Consider the following 22,403-nt stretch of genomic DNA (forward strand, 5'->3'; position numbering starts at 1 on the left):
ATTTTTTTCGCGCAGGTTCGTTCGTCACGGATTGCTTCCCCCGACTCTTTTTCCCCCCCCCCCCCCCCCCCCCCCCCCCCCCCCCCCCCCCCCCCCCCCCCCCCCCCGCCCCGCCGACGGTTCGAAGTCCCCGTACGACACGTGCACCGACGACGACACCCGCATTTCACAGCCCCGTTTCCGCAGGTTCCGGCCTCGGCCGTCGATTGTGCGGCATGACCGGGGTCTTGCCGCAAGCCCCCCGGTGCGCTATACGTTGAGAGTGGCAAGGAGTGGTTCGTCCCCTTGCCGTTGCTCGTCCGCTGCGGACGGCAACCTTCTCAGGCTCTCATGAGGCGGCCGCGTGCCGCGCACGCCGGTGCCGTCGGCGCAGGAGAGTTCCCGGCAGGGCCGCGGCACCGATCATGGGGTCTTCCGGGCGCGAACGGGTCGTGGGTGTGCGACGGTGATAGCGACGGGCGCCGTTCGGCGCCCGGCTCCCGCGAGAACGAGGTGTTCAGCTCATGGACATGGAACTCGAGGTCGTCCTCGTGCCGGTTCCCGGCGTCGGCGACCCGGACGGCGGCGGCTGGACGCTGGACATCTCGACGCGCCCGCCGGGCCGGTGACCGATGGACGTCATGAGCCTGACCGCGCTGCTGCGCGAGGCCGAGGAGCACCACGGTGCGTACGAGGCCACCGCTCCCGAGCATCACTGGTCGCACTGGTACGCCGCCTACATCGTGGCCCGCGAGGCGGGCCGCACTCCCGAGGAGGCGGAACGGCAGGCGGCCGAGCACACCGAGGCGACGCGCGCCGAACGCCCACGGTGACCTGATCTCCCTGGACGCGGGTCCTTCGGCGGGGGCGGGCGCGCCGGGCGCCGACGGCAGCGGTCAGCGGCGGCGGAGCGACGCGTCGAGCAGGGCGGGCGGAGTGTCGAACTTCTCGTGCGGCGCGAGGTCGACGCCGGGGGCGACGATCGCGTCGATGGCGTCGAGGACGTCGGCGGAGAGCACGGTGTCCGCCGCGGCGAGCTGTGAGCGCAGGTGGTCAGGCGTGCGGGGGCCGATGATCGCGCTGGTCACGGCCGGGTGCGCGGTAACGAATCCGAGCGCGAGCTGGATCATCGTCAGGCCGGCCTCGTCGGCCACCTTCGCCAGCCGCTCGACCGCGTCGAGTCTGGCGCGGTTGGACGGGATGGACAGATCGAAGCGCTCGGGCAGCAGCGCCGAGCGGCTGGTGGTGATCTCCCGGCCCTCGCGGACCGCGCCCGACAGCCAGCCGGAGGCCAGCGGGCTCCACGCCAGCACGCCGATCCCGTACTGCTCGGTCACGGGCAGGACGTGGGTCTCGATCCCGCGCTGGAGGATCGAGTAGCTGGGCTGTTCGGTGACGTACCGGCTCAGGTGGTGCTCCCGGGCGGCCCACTGGGCCTGTACGAGGCGGTAGGCCGGGAAGGTCGAGGAGCCGAAGTAACGGATCTTGCCGGCGCGCTGCAGGTCGGTCAGGGCCGACAGCGTCTCCTCGTCGCTGGTTTCCGGGTCCCACCGGTGGATCTGGTACAGATCGACGTGCTCGACGCCGAGGCGGCGCAGGCTGTCGTCGAGCTCGGTGACCAGCCAGCGGCGCGAGCTGCCCCGGTGGTTGCGCTCGTCGCCCATCGGCATGCCCGCCTTCGTGGCCAGCACGATGTCGTCGCGGCGGCCGGCGATGGCCTTGCCGACCATCTCTTCGGACTCGCCGTCGCCGTACCTGTCGGCGGTGTCGATGAGGTTGACGCCGGCCTCCAGGGCGGCGTCGACGATGGCGGTGGCCTCCTCCTGGGTGGTGCGCCCGATCCTGCCGAAGTTCATCGCGCCGAGCGCGAGGGAGCTGACCTGCACACCGGTGCGGCCCAAGGTGCGGTACTGCATGAGGGTGTTCCTCCATTGCGGGTGAAAGCGCCGCGGCTGAGTGCGCGGCTTGGCCGTCGGCTCGTGCTCTGACATCATGGCCAAACGGAACCGTGTTCCTGTAACGATAAGGAACGTCGTTCCGTTTAGCAAGCTCGACGGTGGAGGGAACGGCAGAGTGGACGACAGCCAGGGCGGCGCGGGGCGTGCGGCCCCGCGCAAACGGGCCGACGCCCGGCGCAACGAAAGGGCGCTGCTCGACGCCGCCGCGGCGGTCTTCGTGGCCTCGGGCGTACAGGCGCCGGTGCGCGACATCGCGGCCAGGGCGGGCGTCGGGGTGGCCACGATCTACCGTCACTTCCCGACGCGAGCCGATCTCATCATCGCCGTCTACCGGCACCAGGTCGAGGCCTGCGCCGAAGCCGGTCCGGCCCTGCTGGAAAGCTGTGCGACCCCCTACGCCGCGCTGGGACGCTGGGTCAACCTGTTCGTCGACTTCGTGGCCACCAAGCACGGACTCGCTGCCGTGCTGTCGCCCGGCGACGCCGATTTCGAAACGCTGGGCGCCTACTTCATCGACCGGCTCATGCCCGTGTGCGCACGGCTGCTCGACGCCGCGGCCGCCGCCGGCGAGATCCGCCCCGGCGTGGAAGCCTACGAACTCATGCGCGGCGTCGGAAACCTCTGCATCGGCGCGGACAACGATCCCCGCTACGACGCGCGCCGGCTGGTCGAACTCCTCGTCGCGGGACTACGCCCTGCGCGCTAGCCGCCGCGCGTATCGGAATACGGTTCCCGGCGCTCGCCGTACGCGGGCGGAACCATGTTCCGAATCCGCTGATCTGTTTTGAGCACGGGCCGGGAACCGGTCGCAGCGATTACCGACCTCGTTCCCCGCCGAGGAAGCACGACAGGAGTCGCCTGAAGTCGTGCGGGTGCTCGAGCGCCGGCACGTGCCCGCATCGGCCGAACACGTACAGACGGACATCGGCCAGGTGTTCGAGCAGGGGCAGGGCCGCCGTCGCGAGCGGAGTGACCTGGTCCTCGGCGCCGTGGACGAGCAGCACGGGCGCGCGGATCGCTGCCAGCGTTCGCGCCGAGAGGGTGAGATCGTCTGCCCAGCGCGCCCTGGGCGGCGGGAACAGCGACGCGTACGCGGCCGCCCCCGCTCGCATCGCGGCCGCACGGGCGGCGACGGCCGACTCGGTCACGAGTGCCTGGTCGAAGACGAGGCGGCTCAGCATGTCCCGTGCCCCGAGCGGGCCGGCGGGGGCGGCCCAGACCGCGTCGAGCCCGGCGGACAGCGGCGCCCCGGGGGCGCCCATCGTCGAGACCGCCACGACACCGGTGACCTGCCGGGGACGCGCGGCCGCCAGCGCCAGCGCCACGGCACCGCCCATGGAGTGACCCACCACGGCGTAGGACTCGGCGCCGAGAGCGTCCATCAGGCCCGCGGCCTGCTCGGTCCACAGCCGGAGCCCGCCCCTGGAGCCCGCCGGGACCGGTGTGCGGCCGAACCCCGCCTGGTCAGGAGCCACCAGGTGCAACGACGTGCCCAGCGCCTGTGCCGTCGCCGCCCAGGCTCCGGATCCGGTCGTACCGGGTCCGGAGCCGTGCAGCATCAGCACCGCGGGCCCGGCGCCGCTCTCCATGACGTGGACGGGGGAGCCGCCGACGGTGACGGTCCGAAGTGCCGTCACCGCGACAGGCCAGGTGTGCTCATGCCGATGCGGAGTTGACGGACTTCGAGAAGACCTCCATCATCGCCCGGCCGAACTGCGGCATGTCCGGCCACCCGCGGCAGGAGACCAGGTTGCCGTCGATGACGTCGGGAGCGTCGATGACCGTCGCGCCCGCGTTCTCCATGTCACCGGTGATGGGGGGGAAGCACGCCGTCTTCCGGCCCTTCAGCAGCCCGTACACGGCGGGCACCTGCGCGCCGTGGCACACCAGCGCGATCGGCAGGTTGCGCGCGAAGAAGTGCTCGGTGATGCGCCTGACGTCGGCGTCGACCCGGATCCACTCGGGGGCGCGTCCTCCGGGGATGATGAGGGCGTCATAGCGCTCGACGTCGACATCGGCCCAGGGCACGTCGACCGGCAGCTTCCGGCCGTCCTTCTCGACGTAGGCGTCGGAGTTGGGGTCGAACTCGTGGATGACCAGCTGAACGTCACGCATCGTGCGTGACGAGACGTCGACGTCCCAGCCGCCCTCCTGCACGCGGTAGTAGGGATACATGGTGTCGAGCTCCTCGGCGGCGTCGCCGGTAAGGAGCAGCGCTCTGGGCACCTGCTTCTCCTCGCATCTGAGGCGGGTGAGGTGGATCCGATCCGATCCGATCTGGTTGAGTTAGCATTCCTCGGCCCGGCCCGCCCGTCAAGCCTTTACCGCCATTCCGTCAGCGCCCTTGACCTCATCGAACAACCGCCGGAACCGCTCGCCCGACAGCAGGATGTGCCGGCGCATGGCGTAGGCGGCGGCGTCGGGGTCGCGCGCGGCGATCGCGGCCACGACCGCTTCGTGCTCGGCCATGGCCAGGTGGGTGACCTGGGTGTCGTGGAGGAGCCGGAACAGGTGCACGTGCGTGTGCAGGCGGGCGAGCGCTTCGCGGATGACCTGGTTCTCCGCGCTCAGGGCGACGAGGTCGTGGAAGGCGGCGTCGCGTAGCCCGAAGGCGCCATAGGCCAGGGGCCCGTTGCCACCCTCCAGCTCCTCCATCTCCTCCAGCATTCGCCGCAGACCGGCCACCTGCGTCAAGGACGCGCGTTCCGCGGATCTGCGCGCCGCCGCCGGCTCGAGGAGCAGGCGGAGCTCGAGCATGTCCTCGAACCGGTGACGGGTGATCTGTGGGGGAATGCGATAACCGGCATGGGGCACGCGCACGACCAGGCCCTCGGCCTCCATGCGGTTGAGCGCGTCTCGGATCGGCGTCTGCGAGACCCCCAGCTCCCGCGCCAGGACGTCGATCGTGACGCGGGAGCCCGGTTCGATCCGCAGCGACATCAGCTGTCCGAGCAGCGTGTCGTACACCTTGTCGGCGAGCCGGCCGCGGGATCTTCCCTGCGGCGTGCCGCCCGTCATGGCCCCACGGCGCCGCACGATCATCGCTTCGTCGTCCATCGTGACGTGAGGTCCTTTCTTGCGTTTTCCGGGGACCTGTTGACAACGGTCGCAACGCTGCGGGATGTTGACGCCCCCACTCGGATCGTATAGGAAAGGTGGCGGATGCTGGCCAACCCCCCACCCCTCGCGGAACCGCCCGCCATCGCTCCGCTTCGATCAGTTGGAGCTCCTATGAGCACGCTCGACGTCCTACTCGATTCACCACCGGGCCGCACAAGGACCGAAGGACTTCTCGACTGCTTTTAAGCCCCCATCACGTCGCGGCGTACTCGTGACGCCGGTCTGCGGGTCAGCCCTGCGACAGCCGGCAACACGCCTGAACAACCCGGCAACCGCTCGGCGAAGCACGCAGCACGGCTCCAGAGGTCCCCCCCAGAAAGCAGGCAAGAAGATGCGGTATCCAAAACGAATAGGACGACCGTCCGTTCCCCGGCGGAAGGTGCAGCTGGCGGCGGCGGCCATGTTGCTGGCCACCACCACCCTGGCGGCCTGCGGCGACGACGGCGGCGCGAACGCGAGCGCCCCGAAGGCGCCGGCGACCATCCCTGAGCTCACCAAGGACCCGCTCACCCTCAGCTTCATCTGGTTCGAATGGCCCCCCGCCAAGGCGCTGGAAGCCTTCGCGAACGCTGAGTACACCAAGCAGCGGCCGAACGTCACCATCAAGGTCAAGACCGTGCCGAACGCGAACTGGCACGACGCCATGTTCACCCAGTTCGCGGCGCACAAGACCGACTTCGACATCCCGATCCTGGACTCGCAGCACATCGGCGAGGCCGTGACGAACGGCAACATCCTCGACATCACCGACTTCGTCAAGAAGAACATCGACGTCAATGCCTACAACCCGTACCTCCTGGCGGCCTACGGCCAGTTCCCCCAGGCGGAGACCGGGAAGCGCGACGAGAACGCCAGCCTGTACGGACTGCCGCTGCTCGGCGACACCTGGACGATGATCTACCGCAAGGACCTGATCGGCGACAAGCCGCCGCAGACCTGGGACGAGATGATCGCGGCCGCCGAGAAGTGCCAGACGGAGAACCCCGGCGTCAGCGGGCTGGCCTTCCACCAGGCCAACGGCTCCGACGCCGCAGCCGTGACCTACAACACGGTCAACGGCGTCTACGGCGGCAACCTCTGGGACGCCAAGTCGCGTAAGATCAACGGCGTCCTCAACGACGCCGCCGGCCAGGAGGCGATGGACGTCCTGGTCAACAAGATGAAGCCGCTGACAGCCAAGGGCTCCGGCAACTGGTTCATCGACGAGGTGAACGCGGCGGTCGCCCAGGGCAAGGCGTGCATCGCGTTCAACTGGATCGCCGCGAGCGGCGGCCTGCTCGACCCGAAGCAGTCGACGCTCGGCACCACGCGGGAGCAGATTCTCGAGAAGCTGGGTTTCGCCACCCTGCCGAGCCAGAAGACGAACCTGGTGCCTCTCGGCGGCATGGGGATGCACGTGTCGGCCTACTCCTCCGAGGCGAACCAGGCGGAGGCCCTGAACTTCATGAAGTGGTTCGAGCAGGCTGACATCCAGAAGAAGTGGGCCGCCGCCGGCGGCGTGCCGTCGCGTACGGACGCCCTGGAGTCGCCCGAGTTCCTCAATGCCGGGCCGTTCAACCAGGTGTACACCGACTCGGTGCCGCGGATGCGGGACATGTGGAACGTCCCCGAGTACGCGCGTCTCGTCGACATCGAGAACACCAACGTGAACGCGGCTCTCAACGGCGCGAAGAGCCCGAAGGACGCGCTCGACGACATCGCCAAGGAGCAGCAGAGCGTGCTCGACTCCGGCAGCCGCAAGGGCGGCGGCGGATTGTGAGTGACCCCGTCCCTCTGACGACCGAGCACCCGGTGCAGGTGGCGTCCGCGACGCCGCCTGCACCGGGGCGGTCCAGCCGCTTGACCGACCGCCGGCTCGCGGTGGCCTTCATCTCTCCCGCGTTGCTGCTGTTGCTCGCGATGTCGGTGTTCCCGCTGCTGTGGGCGTTGTACCTGTCCTTCACCGACTACTCGGCCACCCGCGGCGGCTCCGCCCATTTCGTGTGGTTCGAGAACTACACCGCCATCCTGGCTTCGGCGCAGGTCCACCTGAGGGCCCTGACGACGTTGATCTACGTGGTCGGCGCGGTCGTCCTGCAGACCGTGCTCGGTTTCGGCATCGCGTACCTGATCTCACGGCGCACGCACGGGCGAGGACTGCTGACCACGCTGTTCCTGGTTCCGATGATGCTGTCGCCGGTCGTGGTCGGGCTGTTCTGGCGATTCATGCTCGACGCGCAGTTCGGCGTGATCAACAGCATGCTCGGCTCGCTCGGCCTGGGGCAGGTGGAGTGGCTCACCCGGCAGCGAACGGCACTGGTCTCCCTGATCGTGGTCGACACCTGGCAGTGGACGCCGTTCATCATGCTCATCGCGCTCGCGGGCCTCACCGCGGTCCCCAAGTACCTGTACGAGGCCGCCTCGATCGACCGGGCGTCGGAGTGGTTCCGGTTCCGCACCATCACTCTTCCGCTGGTGTGGCCGCTGCTCCTCATCGCCGTGTTGTTCCGGGCCATCGAGGCCTTCCGGCTGTTCGACCTCGTCTACATCCTCACCAGCGGAGGTCCCGGGGTCTCCACCGAGACGTTGTCGTTCCACGTCTACAAGGTCGCGTTCCTGGGCTTCAACACCGGAACGGCGTCGGCGTACGGGATCCTCATGGTCCTGGTCGTCATCGTCCTCACGCAGCTCTACCTCCGCTACTTGAACAAGCTCAAGGAGGACTGATGGCCGTCTCCGTCGACGAGGCCGTGTCCACAGGTCCTGTCCGCGATCGCAGGCCCCCCGCGCGCCGCCTCGGCGGCCGGGGCCGCTCGGTGCTGGAAGTCGCGCTGCTGACCGTCCTGGCCGTCGTGATGCTCTTCCCGGCGCTGTGGATGATCGAGACCTCCATCAAGGAGAACCGGGACGTCTACGCCATCCCGGCCAAGTTCTTCGACTTCACGATCACGCTGGACCATTTCAGGGACGTGTTCGTCGCCTCCGGCGGCGGCCGCTCGGCCTTGTCGGTCTCGTTCCTCAACTCCGTCGTGGTCGCCGGGGTGTCCACGGCGCTGGCCACCGTGCTGGGGGTGCCGGCGGCCTGGGCCTACTCGCGCTTCGCCGTGAAGGCCAAGAAGGACCAGCTGTTCTTCATCCTGTCCACCCGCTTCATGCCGCCCGTGGTGGTCGTGATCCCGATCTTCCTCATGTACCGCCAGGTCGGGCTCATCGACAGCAAGCTCGGCCTGATCCTCATCTACGCCGCCTTCAACGTCCCGTTCACGATCTGGATGATGAAGGGGTTCGTCGACGAGGTGCCCGCGGAGTACGAGGACGCCGCCATGCTCGACGGCTACACCCGCCTGCAGGCGTTCTGGCGATTCACCCTTCCCCTGCTGCTGCCCGGCATCGCCGCGACGGCGGTCTTCGCCCTCATCTTCTCGTGGAACGAGTTCGTGTTCGCCATCTTCCTCACCTCCAGCGACAGCGTGCGGACGGCCCCGCCGGCCATCGCCGGCCTCATCGGCGGTACCACCGTGGACTGGGGTCTCGTGGCCGCCGCCTCCGTGGTGTTCGCCCTGCCGGTGCTCGTCTTCGCCTACCTGGTGCGCAAGCACCTCGTCGCCGGCGTGACGCTCGGGGCGGTGCGACGCTGATGGCGGGCATCGAGGTGACCGCGCTGCACAAGCGCTACCCGGACGGGACGGTCGCGGTCGAACACGTGGACCTGTCCATCGGCGACGGCGAGCTGTTCGTGATGCTCGGCCCTTCGGGGTGCGGCAAGACGACCACGCTGCGGGCCATAGCCGGGCTGGAGAGGCAGACGACGGGCGACATCCGCATCGGCGACACGCTGGTCAACGACCTGCCGCCCGCCGAGCGCGACATCGCCATGGTGTTCCAGTTCTACGCTCTCTACCCGCACCTGAGAACCCGCGACAACCTGGCGTTCCCACTGCGGGCCGAGGGACTGCCCAAGGCGGAGGTACAGGAGCGGGTCGACGAGGCCGCCCGGCTGATGCGGCTCGGACCGCTCCTGGACCGGCGACCGCACCGGCTGTCCGGCGGTGAGCAGCAGCGCGTCGCGCTCGCTCGCGCCCTGGTGCGGCGACCGCGCGCGTTCCTCATGGACGAACCCCTCACCAATCTGGACGCGGAGCTGAGGGCGGACATGCGCACGGAGATCAAGCACCTGCAGGGGGAGCTGGGGACGACGATGGTCTACGTCACCCACGACCAGGTCGAGGCGATGTCGCTCGGCCACAGGATCGCCATCCTCAACAAGGGCCGCGTCGAGCAGATCGGCACGCCGCTGGAGGTCTACGACCGTCCGGCGAGTCTCTTCTGCGCGGCGTTCATCGGCTCTCCGCCGATGAACCTGATCGAGGTGGAGGTGGCCGACGGGAAGCTGCGCAGCAAGAGCGGACTGGTCCTCACGCCACCGCCGAACCTGCCGCGCGACCGTTCCCTGGTCGCGGGCGTCCGGCCGGAGGCGCTGGAAGTCACAGAACCAGGGGCGGAACGTTCGGTCCCGGCCCGCGTGGTGTCGGCGGAGTGGCTGGGCGACGAGATCATCTACGTGGTCGACCACGGCGGCGAGCGCGACGTACGGGTGCGGATGCCACCGACCGTCCGTTTCGCCGCGGACGCACCGGTCGGGCTGCGGCACACCGGCGGGCCCCCGGCGGTCTACGACCTGAACACGGAAGAGCTGGTGGCCTGATGGGAACCGTGTCAGTACGCGGGCTGTGCAAGTCCTTCGGCAAGGTCCAGGCCCTGGACGGGGTGACCCTGGACGTGCCGGACGGCTCGTTCTTCGTCGTGCTCGGGCCCTCCGGGGCGGGCAAGACGACGACCCTGCGAGCGATCGCCGGCCTTGAGAAGCTCGACGCCGGGTCGGTGCACCTGGACGGGAAGGACGCGACCGGTGACACCCCGGCCGCACGCGACCTGGCCATGGTCTTCCAGAGCTACGCCCTCTACCCGCGGCACACGGCGTACGAGAACATCGCTTCGCCGCTGCGGGCACGCCGCTGTTCTTCGAGCGAGATCGCCGCCGCCGTCGAGCGGATGTCGAGCCTGCTGCACATCGAACGCCTGCTGCAGCGTCGTCCCGCGCAGTTGTCGGGCGGTGAGATGCAGCGCGTCGCCCTGGCCCGGGCGCTGGTCCGTAGCCCGCGCGCGTTCCTCATGGACGAGCCGCTGACGAACCTCGACCTCAAGCTCCGCGTCGAGATGCGCACCGAGCTCACCCGCATCCACCGCAGCCTCGGGGCGACCTTCATCTACGTGACCAACGACCAGGTCGAGGCCCTGTCCATGGCCGACCAGGTCGCGGTGCTCAAGGAGGGGAAGGTGCAACAGGTCGGGACGCCGGCCGAGGTGTACGAGCGTCCGGCCAACCAGTGGGTCGCGGGCTTCGTCGGGAGCCCGCCGATCAGCCTGCTCGCCTGCCACGCCGAGGGAGATCGTCTGGTCGGGGCGGAAGGCTGGACGCTGCCGCGGCCCCGCTGGACCACGGCCGAGGACGGCCGTCCGCTGATGCTGGGCCTGCGCGCGGAGGACCTGTCCGTCGAGCAGCGCGGGGACGCGTCCTTGCCGGGTGAGCTCTACGGCCTTGAGCCGCTCGGCGACCGGACGCTGGTCGACGTCCGAGTGGGGACGCAGATCCTCAAGGTCAAGGCACGACCCACCGTCACCGGTACGCCGGGCGAGCGGCTGCACGTCACGGTCGACCTGGACCGTGCGCACCTGTTCGACGCGGGCACCGGGCTGGCGCTGTCCGAGGCCGGGCGGTAACCGCGCAGCGCGGCGACGTCGGCATGCGCCCGCACGCGGCGATCGAGCCCCGGCGGACCGTCACCGGTGAGCACGGCCTGACGACGCGCAAGCGGCCATGGCCGGGGAAGGCGATCGGTGGCGCGGGGCCTCGCCCTAAGGCCGGGGCCACGTTCGACCCGCTCGGCGACCTCGCCTCCGGCGAGGCCGGGTGATCCGTTCGTCAACGCGCGTGGCGCGATCGCCGAGGTCACGCCGGACAGCACCAAGAACAGCACAGGAGGCGACGCAATGAGTGACCCGATGGACGTCCTGGCCCCCGAGCACCGGCGGCTCCGGATCGGCGACGCCTGGCGCGACGCCGCCGGCGGAGCCACCTTCGCCGTCGAGGACCCGGCCACCGGCAAGACCATCGCCGAGGTGGCGGACGCCGGCGTCGCCGACGGGCTCGCCGCTCTGGAGGCGGCGAGCAAGGCGATGGCGGAATGGGCGGCGACCCCGCCGCGAAAACGGTCGGAGTTGCTGACCGCGACGTACCGGGCACTGACCGAGCGGTCCGAGGAGGTAGCCCGGCTGATAACGCTCGAGATGGGCAAGCCGCTCGCCGAGGCTCGGGGAGAGGTGGCCTACGGCGCCGAGTTCTTCCGCTGGTTCGCCGAGGAGGCGGTGCGCGTCGAGGGGCGCTACAACACCGCTCCCGGCGGCGGCTATCGCGTCCTCACCGTGCCGAAGCCGGTCGGACCGTGCGTCTTCGTGACGCCGTGGAACTTCCCGCTGGCCATGGGCGCCCGCAAGATCGCTCCTGCGCTGGCGGCGGGCTGCACGACGATCACCAAGCCGGCGGCCCAGACGCCGCTCACCATGCTGCTCCTGGCCCGCATCATGGAGGAGGTCGGCGTTCCCCCGGGCGTCGTCAACATCGTGACGACCAGGCGCGCCGGCGAGGTGGTCTCGGCGCTGCTGGCCGACCGCCGGACCCGCAAGCTCTCGTTCACCGGGTCGACCGAGGTCGGGCGCGTGCTGCTACGGCAGGCGGCGGACAACGTGCTGCGCACCTCCATGGAACTGGGCGGCAACGCGGCCTTGATCGTGTGCGCCGACGCGGACCTGGACGTCGCGGTCAACGGCGCCATGGTGGCCAAGATGCGCAACATCGGGGAGTCCTGCATCGCGGCCAACCGGATCTACGTCGAGGAGCCGGTGCGCGAGGAGTTCACGGCCCGCTTCGCCGAGCGGATGGGCGCGCTCTCGGTGGGCCATGGTCTCGACGACGGCGTGGACGTCGGGGCGTTGATCGACGAGGCCTCGGTCACCAAGATCGACGAGCTGGTCGCCGACGCGGTCGGTCGCGGCGCCCGTGTCGTGGTGGGCGGCGAGCGCCCGGACGGGCCGGGTCACTTCTACCCGCCCACGGTCCTGGTCGACGTGCCCGAGGACGCGCGGATGCTGGAGACGGAGATCTTCGGCCCGGTGGCGCCGATCATCTCGTTCACCTCCGACGACGAGGTGATGGCGAAGGCCAACGACACCGAGCACGGCCTGGTCGGATACGTCTTCACCCGTGACCTCCAGCGGGCGCTCCGGTTCACCGAGGGGCTGGAGACGGGGATGGTCGGCGTCAACCGCGGTCTGATCTCCGACCCGTCGGCTCCGTTCGGAGGCGTGAAGCAGTCCGGGATCGGCAAGGAGGGGTCGCACGAGGGCATCCTCGAGTACCTCGACGTCACCTACGCGGCGATCGACCTGCCGTGACCGGCCTGCAGCTCCGGGTGCCCGCCGAGGATCACCGCGCCGTGTGCGCGCATGACCTGACCGGCCCGCACCCGTGGGGCGGGACCTGGGCCATGGCCGGCACGAATCCGCCGGCACCCGGGGACGCCGCCGACTCCGCCGGTGCGCGCGCCACGGACGCGGCCGCCGCCCGGCAAAACACCGCCGACGTTCCAGAGAGGCACCGACATGCTTGAGACCGTCCGCGGGCCACGCCAGCTGATAGTGGGCGAAGGGGTCGCGCAGAACATCCCGCGAGTGGTGGCCGAGTGCGGCTCGCGCGTCCTCATCGTGACCGACCGGGTTCTGTTGGGGCAGCCGGGCGTGGCCGAGATCGTGGCCGCCGTGCGGGAGAAGGTCGAAGTCGTCGGGGTGTTCGCCGACGCGACTCCGGACGTGCCGCTCGACGATGTCGCCCTGGCCGTCTCGGCCGCCACGGAGGTGGACGCCGACGTGCTCCTCGCCATCGGGGGCGGCACGGTGATCGACCTCGCCAAAATCGTCGGCGTCATCCGGCGCCACGGCGGGACGCCGCGCGACTTCTACGGCGAGTCGAAGGTGCCGGGGCCGACGATGCCTCTCGTCGCGGTCCCGACGACGTCGGGCACCGGCTCCGAGCTCACGCCCGTCTCGGTGCTGACCGACCCGGAGCGCGAGCTCAAGGTCGGGGTCTCCAGCGTCCACATCGTGCCCGACTTCGCCATCGTCGACCCCGAGCTCACCTACACCTGCCCGGCGACCGTCACCGCCCACTCCGGCATCGACGCGTTCTGTCACGCGGTGGAGAGCTACACCGCGCGGCCCCGGGCCCACGGGCCGCGCGACCCGGTGGAGCAGGTGTTCCTCGGCCGCAACGCGATCACCGACCACTACGCGCTCCTGGCCGCGGAGCGGATCGCCCGCAGCCTGCCCCATGTCGTCAGGGACGGAGGCGACAAGGACGCGCGCGCGGACATGTCCTATGGGTCCATGCTGGCCGGGCTCGCGTTCGCCCACGCGGGCAACGGGGCCCCGCACGCCCTCCAGTACCCCATCGGCGCGGCCACCCACACGCCGCACGGCCTGGGCGTCGGGCTGCTGCTGCCCTACGCGCTGGACGCGGCCAGGGATGCCATCGGCGACCGGCTGGCCGTCCTCGCCCGGGTGTGCGGGCTCGACGTGGCCGGCGCCTCGGACGCCGAGGCCGCGGACGCGTTCCTCACCTGGCTCGACGGGCTCCTCGCCGGCATCGGCATCCCTGCCACCTTGGCGGACATCGGCGTGGCGCGCGCCGACCTCCCGCGCTTCGCGGAGATGGCCGGTGGCGTCACCCGCTTGATCCAGAACCATCCGGGCCCGGCCGACACCGCCAGCCTGACCGCGATCCTCGAAGCGGCCTGGACCGGGGAGCGGACCCGGCACGTCTCGACTTCGGAGCAGAGACGGTGACGGGCCTTCCGCACGCCGACGAGTTCCCCGCCGCTCGGCCCCGGGGTCAGTCCCGCGGCTTGCGCCAGATGACGCTGTAGCGCAAGAGCAGATGGCGGCGGTATTCGGAACCGGGCAGGATCTCGGCGGACAGCGCCCGCATCTGCGTGTACGTCACCGGCGGCGGCCACACTCTGGGGGAGGGATGCTCCCAGTGGCCCTTCGCGGCGCGGTGGAAGGCGCCGGCGGCGACGCCGGCGAGGTCGCGCGGCAGATCGCCGGGCATGCTGCTGCGGGCCAGGCCGACGACGGCCAGGACGCCGCCGGGGCGCACCAGGTCGCGCATGCGGGCCAGCCCGGTGGCGGCGTCCATGTGGTGCAGGGTGGCCACCGACGCGACGACGTCGAACGAGGCGGGCTCGAAAGGGTGGGTGAGGAAGTCGCCGAGGATGTAGCCGACGTCGTCCGGGTGCTCGCGGGCCTGGTCGATGCTGGGCCCGTGGAGGTCGATGGCGGTGACGTGCGGCACCGTCCGCCGGAGTTCGCGGGCCAGCATGCCCTCGCCGCAGCCGACGTCGAGTGCGCTCCGCGCGCCGTCGGGGATCGCGCGCAGGATGCGGGGGTGGTGATGGATGTTGTGGTTCCATCGCCTGCCGTTCCGCGCTGTCATGTGCTCATCCTGCCAGGCGTCCGCCGTGGCCTCAGTGGTCTTCGGTCGTCTCGTAGAGGCCGGTGAAGGTGTCCTGGAAGTCGTTCCAGTCGCCGTTCAGGTTGCTCACCAGCGTGCGCGTGCCCTCGCGGTCGCCCATCGCGTACGTCATGGAGCCCTGGATGTAACCGCCGCCGCCCCAGAGGGTGGCTCCGCACGAGAGCTTCTGGGCGTAGACGCCGAGGCCGTACCTGGTGTCCGGCACCCAGCCCGAGCCCTCCGTCGAGACGGTGGTGAACATCTCCGCCTGCTGGGCGGGCGGGAGCAGGCGGCCGCGCAGCAGGGCCCTCAGGAACACCTGCAGGTCCGAGGTGGTCGACACCATGCCCCCGGCGGCGCCGGCCCAGCTCAGGTCGGCGCCGGTCACGTCGTGGATCTCGGCGGGACGGCCGATCTGGTCGGCTTTGGAGTAGTGCCGGGCGTGCGGGTCACGGATGGTGTCGCCGGCGCCCGGCAGGTAGGTGCCCGTCAGGCGCAACGGACCGGCGACGCGGCGCTCGATCTCCTCGGCGAGCGTCGCGCCCGTCACAAGCTCGGCGATCATGCCCGCGAGGGTGTAGTTGACCTTGGAGTAGACGAAACGCCCGCCGGGCTCTTCGGGGCGCGGAGTCTCCTGGCCGAGGATCGCGTCGGGAAGCCCGCTGGTGTGGTTGAGCAGTTGCCTGACGGAGATCGCGGCGCCGTCCGCGCCGAGGTGCTCCTCGACCACGCCGGGCAGCCACGCGGCCACCGTGTCGTCCAGGGTCAGCCTGCCCTCGGCCACCAGTTGCAGGACCACCGTGCCGGTGAACGCCTTGGTGAGGCTTCCGATGCGGAAGTGCTCACCGGGACGCCGCCGGTCGCCGGTCGTCATGTCGGCGACTCCCGCCGTGCCGAACCACGGCGCGGTGCGGCCGTCTCTGAGCTCGGCGACGATGCCGGGACCGCCGCCGTCGGCGACGGCCCGGTCGAGCGCTCGCTGGAGACCGGCGTGCTCCCCGCCGCGGTCGGCCGCGGAAGCCGCGGAGGCCCCGGCGGCCCGGGAAATCCTGGAACTCATCATGGCGGTGCTCGCCACGGTCAAAGCGGCCACGAGCAGGCCCCTACGGGCGCCGAACATGGACATGGTGCCTCCCTGGCATGGACGTAGGCATGGAAGTAGACGCGGAAGGGGCGGAAGCCGCCGACTGCCGCGAGAGCGCTGGTGCGCGAATCGGGTGGGTCGTCCCGCCGCGGGTCGGCTCGCCGTCGACGAGTGGGGCGCCGCAGCGGATGTAGGCAACGTTAGTTGACTGATCTGAATTAGTCAACACAAGTTGCTTAACGCGGGGCGGCCCTGGCGCACCTCCGGCGACCTCCGCGCGGCGGGACTGCATGGGGCGCAGACCAAGTACGAGAGAAAGGGGCGGTGAGCCGCGTAGCCAGCGGCTCGACTGACCGCTGGTTTCCGTCAGCGATGCGACTTCTCGCACGAAAACCAGTGGCGGAGTGAGTATTCACTCCATACCGTTGATCGCATGACTGAAACCACCCCCCGCCGGCGAGCACCGGCGATGAGCGTCGAGTGGACCCGGCCACCTTCGATGGCATCCTGGCCCGCCTGCGCGAGCACGGCGTCGCGTTCGGCGATCACCCGGCCCATCCCGACAACGGCCGGATCGATCACCCGCTGTGCCCGCGCGGGCTGTTCTTCGTCGACGCCGCTCGCAATCTGTATGAGGTGATGTCCCCGGCGTGAACGCCATCGAGCCCTCCGCCGGCGGGGTGACACGGTGTGCGCGGAGCCGCCCCAGCGCAGAGCTTCGCTCGCGCGTGGTGTTTTCGCAGAGATGCTCAGTTCTGACAGACCGTGGCGCACCACCGAGTGGTATCCGGTTTGTCGCTGGCCGTCGTTCTCATAACTTCTCTCAAAATTGGGTTCTCTGGCTCGCGTTGGGTTTCGCGACATGAGCGATCTTCCTGACCCGGCGGCCGCGGTCGAGGCCTTCGACTGTCCCATGTGTGAGGTGCCGGCGAGCAGCGCCTGCCGCCGAAGTACCACACGCCGCGCTTCATGCTGGTGCCGCAGCTGCGGGCCGAGCTCGAGGTGCGCACGCCCGCCGGTCGGGGGCCGGGCCTGGGCCGAGGGCCCGGCGCGGGGGGCCGCCACGGCGGGCGGCCGAAGGTGTTCGACGACGACATGGTCGCTTATGCGCGCAGCCTGCGCGAGCGCGGCGTGCCCGTGCCGGAGATCGCGGCCAAGCTGGTCATCCCCGCGGGAAAGAACAAGGGCAAGGACTACGGTGGACGTGAACGCCTCATCGGCCGCGTGGTGGAGGCTTTCGACGCGCTGCCCAGCGCGCTGGACCTGGCTCCTCCGGTCTGACCCGCGGATCGGCCCGCGACCTACGGTATCGAGCCGGCGGTGGCGACATAGACGGTATTGGCCGCCTCACGCCCCTGCAGCGGGTTGCGGAAGGTGACCACGTGTGCCCGGGAGGCGGTGAAGACCTGTTCGAGCACGGCGAGGAACGCCTCCTGCGGCGGTTCGTTCGACCACAGGGCGAAGACGCCGCCGGGGTGCAGGTGCCGGGCCAGCCGGGCCAGACCGGCGGGGCGGTAGAAGGCCGCGTGGCGCGGATGCAGGAGATGGTCCGGGGCGTGGTCGATGTCCACCAGGATCGCGTGGAAACGCCGGCCTGCGGCGTCGGAGTCGAGCCCGGCCGGGGAAGCGGCCATCGCGAAGAAGTCGCCGTGCACGAACCTGCAGCGCGGATCGGCGGCCAGGGCGGCGCCGAGGGGCAGCAGCCCGCGCCGGTGCCACTCGATCACCTCGGCCAGCGCGTCGATGACGACAAGGGAGCGCACGCGCGGATCGTCCAGGGCCGTTCGTGCGGTGTAGCCGAGGCCGAGCCCGCCGACCGCGACATCCAGCTCCTTCTCGCCGCAGGCGGCCAGGGCGAGCGTGGCGAGCTGGGTTTCGGCCTCGGTGAACAGGCTGGACATCAGGAAGTCGTCATCCAGCTTGATCTCATACACCTCCACGCCGAGTGATGGTTCCCGTCTGCGTCGCAGGCTGAGCTCGCCGAGCGGGGTGGGCCGGAAGTCGAGCTCTTCGAACCGGACGTCCATCATCTGTTCTCCCCATCCCGGCTGGGTGGTGTGACATCAGCCGAGCCTGCCAGGCTTGGGAGGGTGGATCGCCGCCCCGGGCCGACGAGATCGGCAAGATGGGCGGGGCCGCTAGGATTGGTGAGGCAGGCGACGGCGGTGCCGCCCGCCGGCCTCAACGGGTCAGTGCGGATGGGCGGCGAGCAGCTTCTTGGTCTTCTCCGCCCGCTCCCGGCTCTCGCGCAGCGATCGGTCCAGGGTGTCGGCCGCCTGGAGATCTTGACGCAGCAGGCCGACGAGGTTGTCGAGCTCATCCCGGGTACCGGTGAGCAGCTCGTTCGTGGCCATGATGTGGCCTCCCTCCGCTGCCTTTCTACCCTTACGTCAAAGGAGAGACAGGTTCCTTGGCAAGGCCTCCTCGTGTAGATCATGACTGGTCCAGTTCGGTGATCCAGGTCCAGCGGCCGTCCGGTTCGTTGAGCCGCCGCTGGACGCGGGACACCTCGCCCAACGGCAGGAACATCACCTGCGACCAGGTGCCCGAGCTGCGATTCTCCCAATATGCGTGACTGCTGTCGGTGCGCCATCGGCTCGCCTGGCAGGTGTGCTCCCGCCCGTCGGCGGTGCGGATGCGAAAAGTCGGCATGGATTCTCCACGATGGATGCTGGTCCGCGGTCCGCGATGAGGACATCGCTCGGAACCGAATTACCCTTACGAGAGATTAGCTCACGTGGTGGGCATCCGCTGGGGATGCCCACCATCCGGCGGCCGGCGCTCATCGGCCGCCCGAGATCACTTGGAGAACTGCTGCACACCGTCACGCGCGCTCCCGCACGCCGCCGATCCGCAGAACAGGGCCGGATCCGCCGCTCGCAGTGGCGGATCATGCTCTGCGCCACCGCCGCCATCGCCCTGACGGCTCCCGGCCAGACCGTAGGACTGTCGATCTTCGTCGATCCGCTCATCACCGATTTGAACGTGAGCCGGACGCAGATCAGCACCGCTTACCTCATCGGCACGCTGACCGGAGCGGCAGCCCTGCCCTGGATCGGCCGCGCAATCGACCGGTGGGGGGTGCGCCGGCTCGCGATCGCGATCGCCGCAGGCTTCGGCGCGGTCCTGCTCTGCCTGTCGTGGGTGACGGATCTGGCCGGGCTCACTGTCGGGTATGTCGGCGTACGGCTGGCGGGTCAGGGAGCACTGACGTTGGTGGCCACGACGGCGGTGGCGCTGTGGTTCGACCGGCGGCGGGGCAGTGTGTCCGGGGTGACGACCGCGATCGGCGGCATGGGCATCTCGCTGACCCCGGTGCTCACCGAACGGCTGATCGCCGAGATGGGCTGGCGCGAAGCCTGGACCATCCAGGGGCTGGTGATCTGGGTGGTCTTGCTGCCGTTGGCGATCTTCGGCCTGCGCGGTCGGCCGCCCGTGCGCGACGGCGGCGTGCCGCGTGATGGCGGGATCGGCGTCGGAGTCGGCCAGGCGCTGCGGGCCCCACTGTTCTGGGTGATCACCGCTGGGGTGGCCGCGTCCGGGATGCTCTCTACCGCGCTGGCCTTCCATCAGATCTCCCTGCTGGCCGAGCACGGCATGACCGCGACCGAGGCGGCGGCCAACTTCCTGCCGCAGACACTCGCGGGCCTGGCGATCTCGCTGGCGGTGGGACCGTTGTGCGACCGGTTCTCGGCCCGGCCGATGATCGCGGTGTGCATGCTGGTGCTTGCCGCGGGCATGTGGTGGCTGCCGCAGGTGGGGGCCGGTTGGCGGGCTTTGGTGTTCGCTCTGTTGCTGGGCGCCGCCGGCAGTGCGATCCGGACGGTGGAGGTGGCGGTGATCCCTCGCCATTTCGGCACCAGACATTTGGGCGCCATTCGCGGCATCGTGCACTTCGTCAGTGTGGCCTCGACCGCGTTCGGCCCGATCGTGCTGGCGCTGGGGCAGGAGTTGAACGGCTCGTATACGCCGGTGGTGCTCATCCTGTCGGCTGTGCCTGCCGTCATCGCGGTGACCGCTCTCCTCGTGCCGCTGCCGCGCGTCGCGGCTGTCTCCAGTCTCCGGGTTCCCTCTACCCTCCCGTGAGGGTAGAGTCTGTTCGGGCCTGCAGCGGGGTTCCGTTTCGCCGCGTGCTCTCCCGCTTCGGGCCCACCGGTGCCTTGCGCCGCGGCCGTCCCGGGATCTTCCCCCTCACCCAGGCCGGCCGCGGCGGCACCGACGGCACTCAGCTGACGCGCTCGATCCGGGTCCCATCGGCGGGGGCGTTCGTCGACGAGGCTCAGCGGCAGCGGCCCCCGGAATCCTTCGGTGCGGCCGCGCACGCCTCACGGTTCCGCCCCGGCTCTGGAGGGCTTGCCGGCCGAGGGCGGCGCTGCCGAGCCCGCCAGTCGGCTGTCACCGCGTTCGAGGGCTTTCAGGAACGCCGACACGTATGCGGTGTCGAACTGCGTGCCGGCTCCCTCGCGCAGCTCCTGGATGGCGTCTTCGACCGATTTGGCTCCGCGGTAGGACCGGTCGGAGGTCATGGCATCGAATGCGTCGGCCACGCCCAGGATCCGGGCGAACTCGGGGATCTCCGCGCCGGCCAGGCCCATCGGGTATCCCCTGCCGTCGATGCGTTCGTGGTGATGCATGATGCCCGCGTACGCCTCGGCGAGGAAGCCGATGTCGCGCACGATCTCCACCCCGTAGACAGGATGCCGTTGAATCGCCGCGAACTCTTCTTCCGTCGGACGGCCCGGGTTTTGCAGGATCGGGGTCGGCACTGCGAGCTTGCCGATGTCGTGCAGCAGGCCCGCATACCGCAGCGCTTGTAGCCGGTGCGCTCCCATGCCGATCTCCCGCGCGATCATGGTTGCGCCCTCGGCGACGCGCGCGCAGTGCCCTCGCGTGTAGGGATCCTTGGTCTCCACCGCCTGCGCCAGCGCGGCGATGGTGGACTCCCTAGCCCGCCGCTCAGCCCGGTAGTGGCCGAGCGCCCAGCGGGCCACGAACAGCGGGATCAGAATGAGGACCGCGGAGATCGACCGCACACTGACCCACAGCCCGGCGATCAGCAGACCGAAGCCCGTATATCCGAGATAGGACACCGCCAGCAACGCCAGGCTGCTCGCGGGTAGCCGCTCGTGCTGGCCGGCCAGCGTGAGCATCCCTGCGGTCAGCACCAGGTTGAGCGGCACGAACACGAGCGCGGCCCCGGCGAACGGCACCAGCACTTGGCCGAAATCGCCCACCTGGGGCATGCGGCTCTCCCCGCCCAGCGTAAGGAAGACGCATCCGGCGACGTACCCGCACACGACGAACTGGGCGCCGTTGAACAGCCGCTTCACCAACGGCACGCCGGGCCGAACAGTGAGGGCCGCCGTCAGGCCAACGAGCGCGGCGCCCTCGGGCCCCAGTAGCACCACGGCGGCCAGCACCGCCGAGAAGCTCAGCGAGACCGCCGCATGGCGCACCATGAGCGGGGTCGGCATCGACTCGCACACCACGAACAGGAGCGACAGCACCAGCAGCACGGGCCAGTGATCGTCGACGTCGTGGTGGAGCAGCGTGACGGCGCGCACCTCCAGCGTGCCGGCGGCAAGCAGCACCATGAGCAGGTACGCCTTCGCCCGAGAGGGCAGTCCGAGCACCGCGGCCATCCGAGCTGTCCGATCAGTTCGCATCTTGTCATCTCCGGTGCCGAGGGCCGTTCGGAGCCGGTCGCTCCTGTGGTCGGTGGTGGCATCGCCGGCCGTCATCTCACTGCCGGGGCCGCCGATCCCACCCGCATCTCGGTGGTGCGCTCCGGCCACGCTCCCTTCCCATCGTCGTGGATGTCAGCCACCACACAGGTCACGTTGTCGGGTGCGCCGTGCCGGTAGGCCAGATCGATCAGGCAGGCGACGGCCAAATCGGGTGCGGCCATGCTGGACAGCACCTGCAGCAGGTGTTCGGCGGGCACCACGCCGCTGAGCCCGTCGGTGCACAATAGATACCTGTCGCCGAGCTCGGCCGGAGCCGTCCACAGATCGCACTCGACGTCCTCGCCGGCATCCAGCGCGCGCGACAGCATCGCACGACGGGGATGCACCGCGGCCTGCTCAGCGGTGATCTGCCCGTTGTCCAGCAGCATCTGGACCAGGGTGTGGTCTCGGGTGAGCTGGTAGAGCGCGGTGCCGCGCAGCAGGTAGGCGCGCGAGTCGCCGATGTGCGCACAAGCGATGTGCCCGTCCATCCACAGCAATGCAGACAGGGTGGTGCCCATGCCCAGCAGACTCGGGTCGCGATCGGTGTGCTCCCGTAGCCGTCGTGCCGCCTCCCGCACCGCCTGCCTCAGCGCGTGTTGCCCGAGCGCCGGCTGCCCGAGCGGTAGTTGTCCGAGCGCTACCTGCCCGGGCAGGCTCAGCACATCGTCCCCGATGTCCTGATCGAGAGCGGCCACGGTCTCGATGGCGATCCGGCTCGCGATCTCACCGCCCGCGTGACCGCCCATGCCGTCGGCCACAGCCAGCAGCCGCTGGCCCGCATAGGCCGCATCCTGGTTGTTCCGCCGCAGCAGGCCCGGCTCCGAGGCGGCGGCGACGCTCAGGACGCTCATGAAGCACGCGGCCACGTCAGTGACGAAGGCGCCGGGAGACGGGCTGCACGCGTGAGCGAGCAGCGGCGGCGATCGGAC

24 protein-coding genes are annotated in these 22,403 nt (G+C 70.1%); 13 read left to right on the forward strand and 11 right to left on the reverse strand.

The features are described from left to right. The first annotated feature begins 620 nt into the window (after positions 1-620). Entirely contained in the window at positions 621-812 is a 192-nt protein-coding gene (locus ACZ6QO_RS13295; RefSeq protein WP_465850449.1) for a hypothetical protein, read from the forward strand. Positions 813-875: 63 nt separating this feature from the next. Here the strand turns inward: ACZ6QO_RS13295 and ACZ6QO_RS13300 are convergent, their stop codons facing one another. Beyond that, positions 876-1,895, reverse strand: coding sequence for an aldo/keto reductase (locus tag ACZ6QO_RS13300; RefSeq protein WP_465850450.1), 1,020 nt, complete (start codon positions 1,893-1,895; stop codon positions 876-878). A 157-nt stretch (positions 1,896-2,052) separates the two neighbouring features. On the opposite strand from ACZ6QO_RS13300, the gene ACZ6QO_RS13305 reads away from it, so the two are divergent. Then, positions 2,053-2,643 (forward strand): TetR/AcrR family transcriptional regulator, encoded by a 591-nt coding sequence (locus ACZ6QO_RS13305; RefSeq protein WP_465850452.1) that lies wholly within the window; start codon positions 2,053-2,055, stop codon positions 2,641-2,643. 109 nt (positions 2,644-2,752) lie between these two features. On the opposite strand, the gene ACZ6QO_RS13310 is transcribed toward ACZ6QO_RS13305, so the two are convergent. The 3 genes from ACZ6QO_RS13310 to ACZ6QO_RS13320 all read right to left on the reverse strand — a co-directional run bounded on the left by ACZ6QO_RS13310 (position 2,753) and on the right by ACZ6QO_RS13320 (position 4,994). Beyond that, a complete protein-coding gene (locus tag ACZ6QO_RS13310) occupies positions 2,753-3,574 on the reverse strand; it encodes an alpha/beta fold hydrolase (RefSeq protein ID WP_465850453.1) in 822 nt (273 codons plus the stop codon). 19 nt (positions 3,575-3,593) lie between these two features. Then, positions 3,594-4,163, reverse strand: a complete 570-nt coding sequence (locus ACZ6QO_RS13315) for a DJ-1/PfpI family protein (RefSeq protein ID WP_465850455.1) — start codon at positions 4,161-4,163, stop codon at positions 3,594-3,596. Between the two features lie 87 nt (positions 4,164-4,250). Then, positions 4,251-4,994 (reverse strand): GntR family transcriptional regulator, encoded by a 744-nt coding sequence (locus ACZ6QO_RS13320; protein WP_465850456.1) that lies wholly within the window; start codon positions 4,992-4,994, stop codon positions 4,251-4,253. Positions 4,995-5,436: 442 nt separating this feature from the next. Between ACZ6QO_RS13320 and ACZ6QO_RS13325 the strand changes: the two genes are divergently transcribed. The 8 genes from ACZ6QO_RS13325 to ACZ6QO_RS13360 all read left to right on the forward strand — a co-directional run bounded on the left by ACZ6QO_RS13325 (position 5,437) and on the right by ACZ6QO_RS13360 (position 13,994). Then, positions 5,437-6,816, forward strand: a complete 1,380-nt coding sequence (locus ACZ6QO_RS13325; RefSeq protein ID WP_465850458.1) for an extracellular solute-binding protein — start codon at positions 5,437-5,439, stop codon at positions 6,814-6,816. An 80-nt stretch (positions 6,817-6,896) separates the two neighbouring features. Further along, on the forward strand, positions 6,897-7,763 hold the full coding sequence (locus tag ACZ6QO_RS13330; protein ID WP_465850459.1) for a carbohydrate ABC transporter permease: 867 nt from the start codon (positions 6,897-6,899) through the stop codon (positions 7,761-7,763). Further along, complete coding sequence (locus tag ACZ6QO_RS13335) at positions 7,763-8,674, forward strand: carbohydrate ABC transporter permease (RefSeq protein WP_465850461.1); 912 nt, start codon at positions 7,763-7,765, stop codon at positions 8,672-8,674. Before ACZ6QO_RS13330 ends, ACZ6QO_RS13335 begins: the two co-directional genes overlap by 1 nt. Next, the gene (locus tag ACZ6QO_RS13340; RefSeq protein ID WP_465850462.1) at positions 8,674-9,741 is read left to right on the forward strand and encodes an ABC transporter ATP-binding protein; all 1,068 of its coding nucleotides are present in this window, start codon (positions 8,674-8,676) and stop codon (positions 9,739-9,741) included. Before ACZ6QO_RS13335 ends, ACZ6QO_RS13340 begins: the two co-directional genes overlap by 1 nt. Then, positions 9,741-10,817 (forward strand): ABC transporter ATP-binding protein, encoded by a 1,077-nt coding sequence (locus tag ACZ6QO_RS13345; RefSeq protein ID WP_465850464.1) that lies wholly within the window; start codon positions 9,741-9,743, stop codon positions 10,815-10,817. The genes ACZ6QO_RS13340 and ACZ6QO_RS13345 overlap by 1 nt, the downstream gene beginning before the upstream one ends. A 23-nt stretch (positions 10,818-10,840) precedes the next feature. Further along, positions 10,841-11,011 carry a hypothetical protein gene (locus ACZ6QO_RS13350; protein ID WP_465850466.1) on the forward strand — a complete coding sequence of 57 codons (171 nt, stop codon included), beginning with the start codon at positions 10,841-10,843 and terminating at the stop codon, positions 11,009-11,011. 76 nt (positions 11,012-11,087) lie between these two features. Further along, entirely contained in the window at positions 11,088-12,548 is a 1,461-nt protein-coding gene (locus tag ACZ6QO_RS13355) for an NAD-dependent succinate-semialdehyde dehydrogenase (protein ID WP_465850468.1), read from the forward strand. Positions 12,549-12,755: 207 nt separating this feature from the next. Then, positions 12,756-13,994, forward strand: a complete 1,239-nt coding sequence (locus ACZ6QO_RS13360; RefSeq protein ID WP_465850469.1) for an iron-containing alcohol dehydrogenase — start codon at positions 12,756-12,758, stop codon at positions 13,992-13,994. A 46-nt stretch (positions 13,995-14,040) separates the two neighbouring features. On the opposite strand, the gene ACZ6QO_RS13365 is transcribed toward ACZ6QO_RS13360, so the two are convergent. After that, positions 14,041-14,643: a class I SAM-dependent methyltransferase gene (locus ACZ6QO_RS13365; RefSeq protein ID WP_465850471.1), complete on the reverse strand. Its 603-nt coding sequence runs from the start codon at positions 14,641-14,643 to the stop codon at positions 14,041-14,043. Between the two features lie 31 nt (positions 14,644-14,674). After that, entirely contained in the window at positions 14,675-15,787 is a 1,113-nt protein-coding gene (locus ACZ6QO_RS13370) for a serine hydrolase domain-containing protein (protein ID WP_465850473.1), read from the reverse strand. A 438-nt stretch (positions 15,788-16,225) separates the two neighbouring features. On the opposite strand from ACZ6QO_RS13370, the gene ACZ6QO_RS13375 reads away from it, so the two are divergent. Next, positions 16,226-16,399 (forward strand): VOC family protein, encoded by a 174-nt coding sequence (locus ACZ6QO_RS13375; RefSeq protein ID WP_465850474.1) that lies wholly within the window; start codon positions 16,226-16,228, stop codon positions 16,397-16,399. Positions 16,400-16,714: 315 nt separating this feature from the next. Then, positions 16,715-17,026, forward strand: coding sequence for a hypothetical protein (locus ACZ6QO_RS13380; RefSeq protein WP_465850476.1), 312 nt, complete (start codon positions 16,715-16,717; stop codon positions 17,024-17,026). Between the two features lie 20 nt (positions 17,027-17,046). On the opposite strand, the gene ACZ6QO_RS13385 is transcribed toward ACZ6QO_RS13380, so the two are convergent. From ACZ6QO_RS13385 to ACZ6QO_RS13395, 3 genes are all read right to left on the reverse strand, one after another. Beyond that, a complete protein-coding gene (locus ACZ6QO_RS13385; protein WP_465850693.1) occupies positions 17,047-17,772 on the reverse strand; it encodes a spermidine synthase in 726 nt (241 codons plus the stop codon). A gap of 162 nt (positions 17,773-17,934) precedes the next feature. Next, positions 17,935-18,099, reverse strand: a complete 165-nt coding sequence (locus ACZ6QO_RS13390; protein ID WP_465850477.1) for a hypothetical protein — start codon at positions 18,097-18,099, stop codon at positions 17,935-17,937. 79 nt (positions 18,100-18,178) lie between these two features. Beyond that, positions 18,179-18,397: a hypothetical protein gene (locus tag ACZ6QO_RS13395; protein WP_465850479.1), complete on the reverse strand. Its 219-nt coding sequence runs from the start codon at positions 18,395-18,397 to the stop codon at positions 18,179-18,181. A 105-nt stretch (positions 18,398-18,502) separates the two neighbouring features. Between ACZ6QO_RS13395 and ACZ6QO_RS13400 the strand changes: the two genes are divergently transcribed. Next, the gene (locus tag ACZ6QO_RS13400; protein ID WP_465850480.1) at positions 18,503-19,831 is read left to right on the forward strand and encodes an MFS transporter; all 1,329 of its coding nucleotides are present in this window, start codon (positions 18,503-18,505) and stop codon (positions 19,829-19,831) included. A 239-nt stretch (positions 19,832-20,070) separates the two neighbouring features. Here ACZ6QO_RS13400 and ACZ6QO_RS13405 read toward each other — a convergent pair whose 3' ends face one another. Further along, positions 20,071-21,387, reverse strand: a complete 1,317-nt coding sequence (locus ACZ6QO_RS13405) for an HD-GYP domain-containing protein (protein WP_465850481.1) — start codon at positions 21,385-21,387, stop codon at positions 20,071-20,073. A gap of 95 nt (positions 21,388-21,482) precedes the next feature. After that, a complete protein-coding gene (locus ACZ6QO_RS13410) occupies positions 21,483-22,325 on the reverse strand; it encodes a PP2C family protein-serine/threonine phosphatase (RefSeq protein WP_465850482.1) in 843 nt (280 codons plus the stop codon). Positions 22,326-22,403: the final 78 nt, after the last annotated feature.

The organism is Sphaerisporangium sp. NPDC049457, assembly GCF_055586705.1.

Coding starts and splice junctions, on each gene's coding strand:
- ACZ6QO_RS13295 (WP_465850449.1), top strand. CDS start 621: ATGAGCCTGACCGCGCTGCTGCGCGAGGCCGAGGAGCACCACGGTGCG.
- ACZ6QO_RS13300 (WP_465850450.1), bottom strand. CDS start 1,895: ATGCAGTACCGCACCTTGGGCCGCACCGGTGTGCAGGTCAGCTCCCTC.
- ACZ6QO_RS13320 (WP_465850456.1), bottom strand. CDS start 4,994: ATGGACGACGAAGCGATGATCGTGCGGCGCCGTGGGGCCATGACGGGC.
- ACZ6QO_RS13335 (WP_465850461.1), top strand. CDS start 7,763: ATGGCCGTCTCCGTCGACGAGGCCGTGTCCACAGGTCCTGTCCGCGAT.
- ACZ6QO_RS13340 (WP_465850462.1), top strand. CDS start 8,674: ATGGCGGGCATCGAGGTGACCGCGCTGCACAAGCGCTACCCGGACGGG.
- ACZ6QO_RS13345 (WP_465850464.1), top strand. CDS start 9,741: ATGGGAACCGTGTCAGTACGCGGGCTGTGCAAGTCCTTCGGCAAGGTC.
- ACZ6QO_RS13350 (WP_465850466.1), top strand. CDS start 10,841: ATGCGCCCGCACGCGGCGATCGAGCCCCGGCGGACCGTCACCGGTGAG.
- ACZ6QO_RS13355 (WP_465850468.1), top strand. CDS start 11,088: ATGAGTGACCCGATGGACGTCCTGGCCCCCGAGCACCGGCGGCTCCGG.
- ACZ6QO_RS13360 (WP_465850469.1), top strand. CDS start 12,756: ATGCTTGAGACCGTCCGCGGGCCACGCCAGCTGATAGTGGGCGAAGGG.
- ACZ6QO_RS13365 (WP_465850471.1), bottom strand. CDS start 14,643: ATGACAGCGCGGAACGGCAGGCGATGGAACCACAACATCCATCACCAC.
- ACZ6QO_RS13370 (WP_465850473.1), bottom strand. CDS start 15,787: ATGTCCATGTTCGGCGCCCGTAGGGGCCTGCTCGTGGCCGCTTTGACC.
- ACZ6QO_RS13380 (WP_465850476.1), top strand. CDS start 16,715: ATGCTGGTGCCGCAGCTGCGGGCCGAGCTCGAGGTGCGCACGCCCGCC.
- ACZ6QO_RS13385 (WP_465850693.1), bottom strand. CDS start 17,772: ATGGACGTCCGGTTCGAAGAGCTCGACTTCCGGCCCACCCCGCTCGGC.
- ACZ6QO_RS13390 (WP_465850477.1), bottom strand. CDS start 18,099: ATGGCCACGAACGAGCTGCTCACCGGTACCCGGGATGAGCTCGACAAC.
- ACZ6QO_RS13395 (WP_465850479.1), bottom strand. CDS start 18,397: ATGCCGACTTTTCGCATCCGCACCGCCGACGGGCGGGAGCACACCTGC.
- ACZ6QO_RS13400 (WP_465850480.1), top strand. CDS start 18,503: ATGCCCACCATCCGGCGGCCGGCGCTCATCGGCCGCCCGAGATCACTT.
- ACZ6QO_RS13405 (WP_465850481.1), bottom strand. CDS start 21,387: ATGGCCGCGGTGCTCGGACTGCCCTCTCGGGCGAAGGCGTACCTGCTC.
- ACZ6QO_RS13410 (WP_465850482.1), bottom strand. CDS start 22,325: ATGAGCGTCCTGAGCGTCGCCGCCGCCTCGGAGCCGGGCCTGCTGCGG.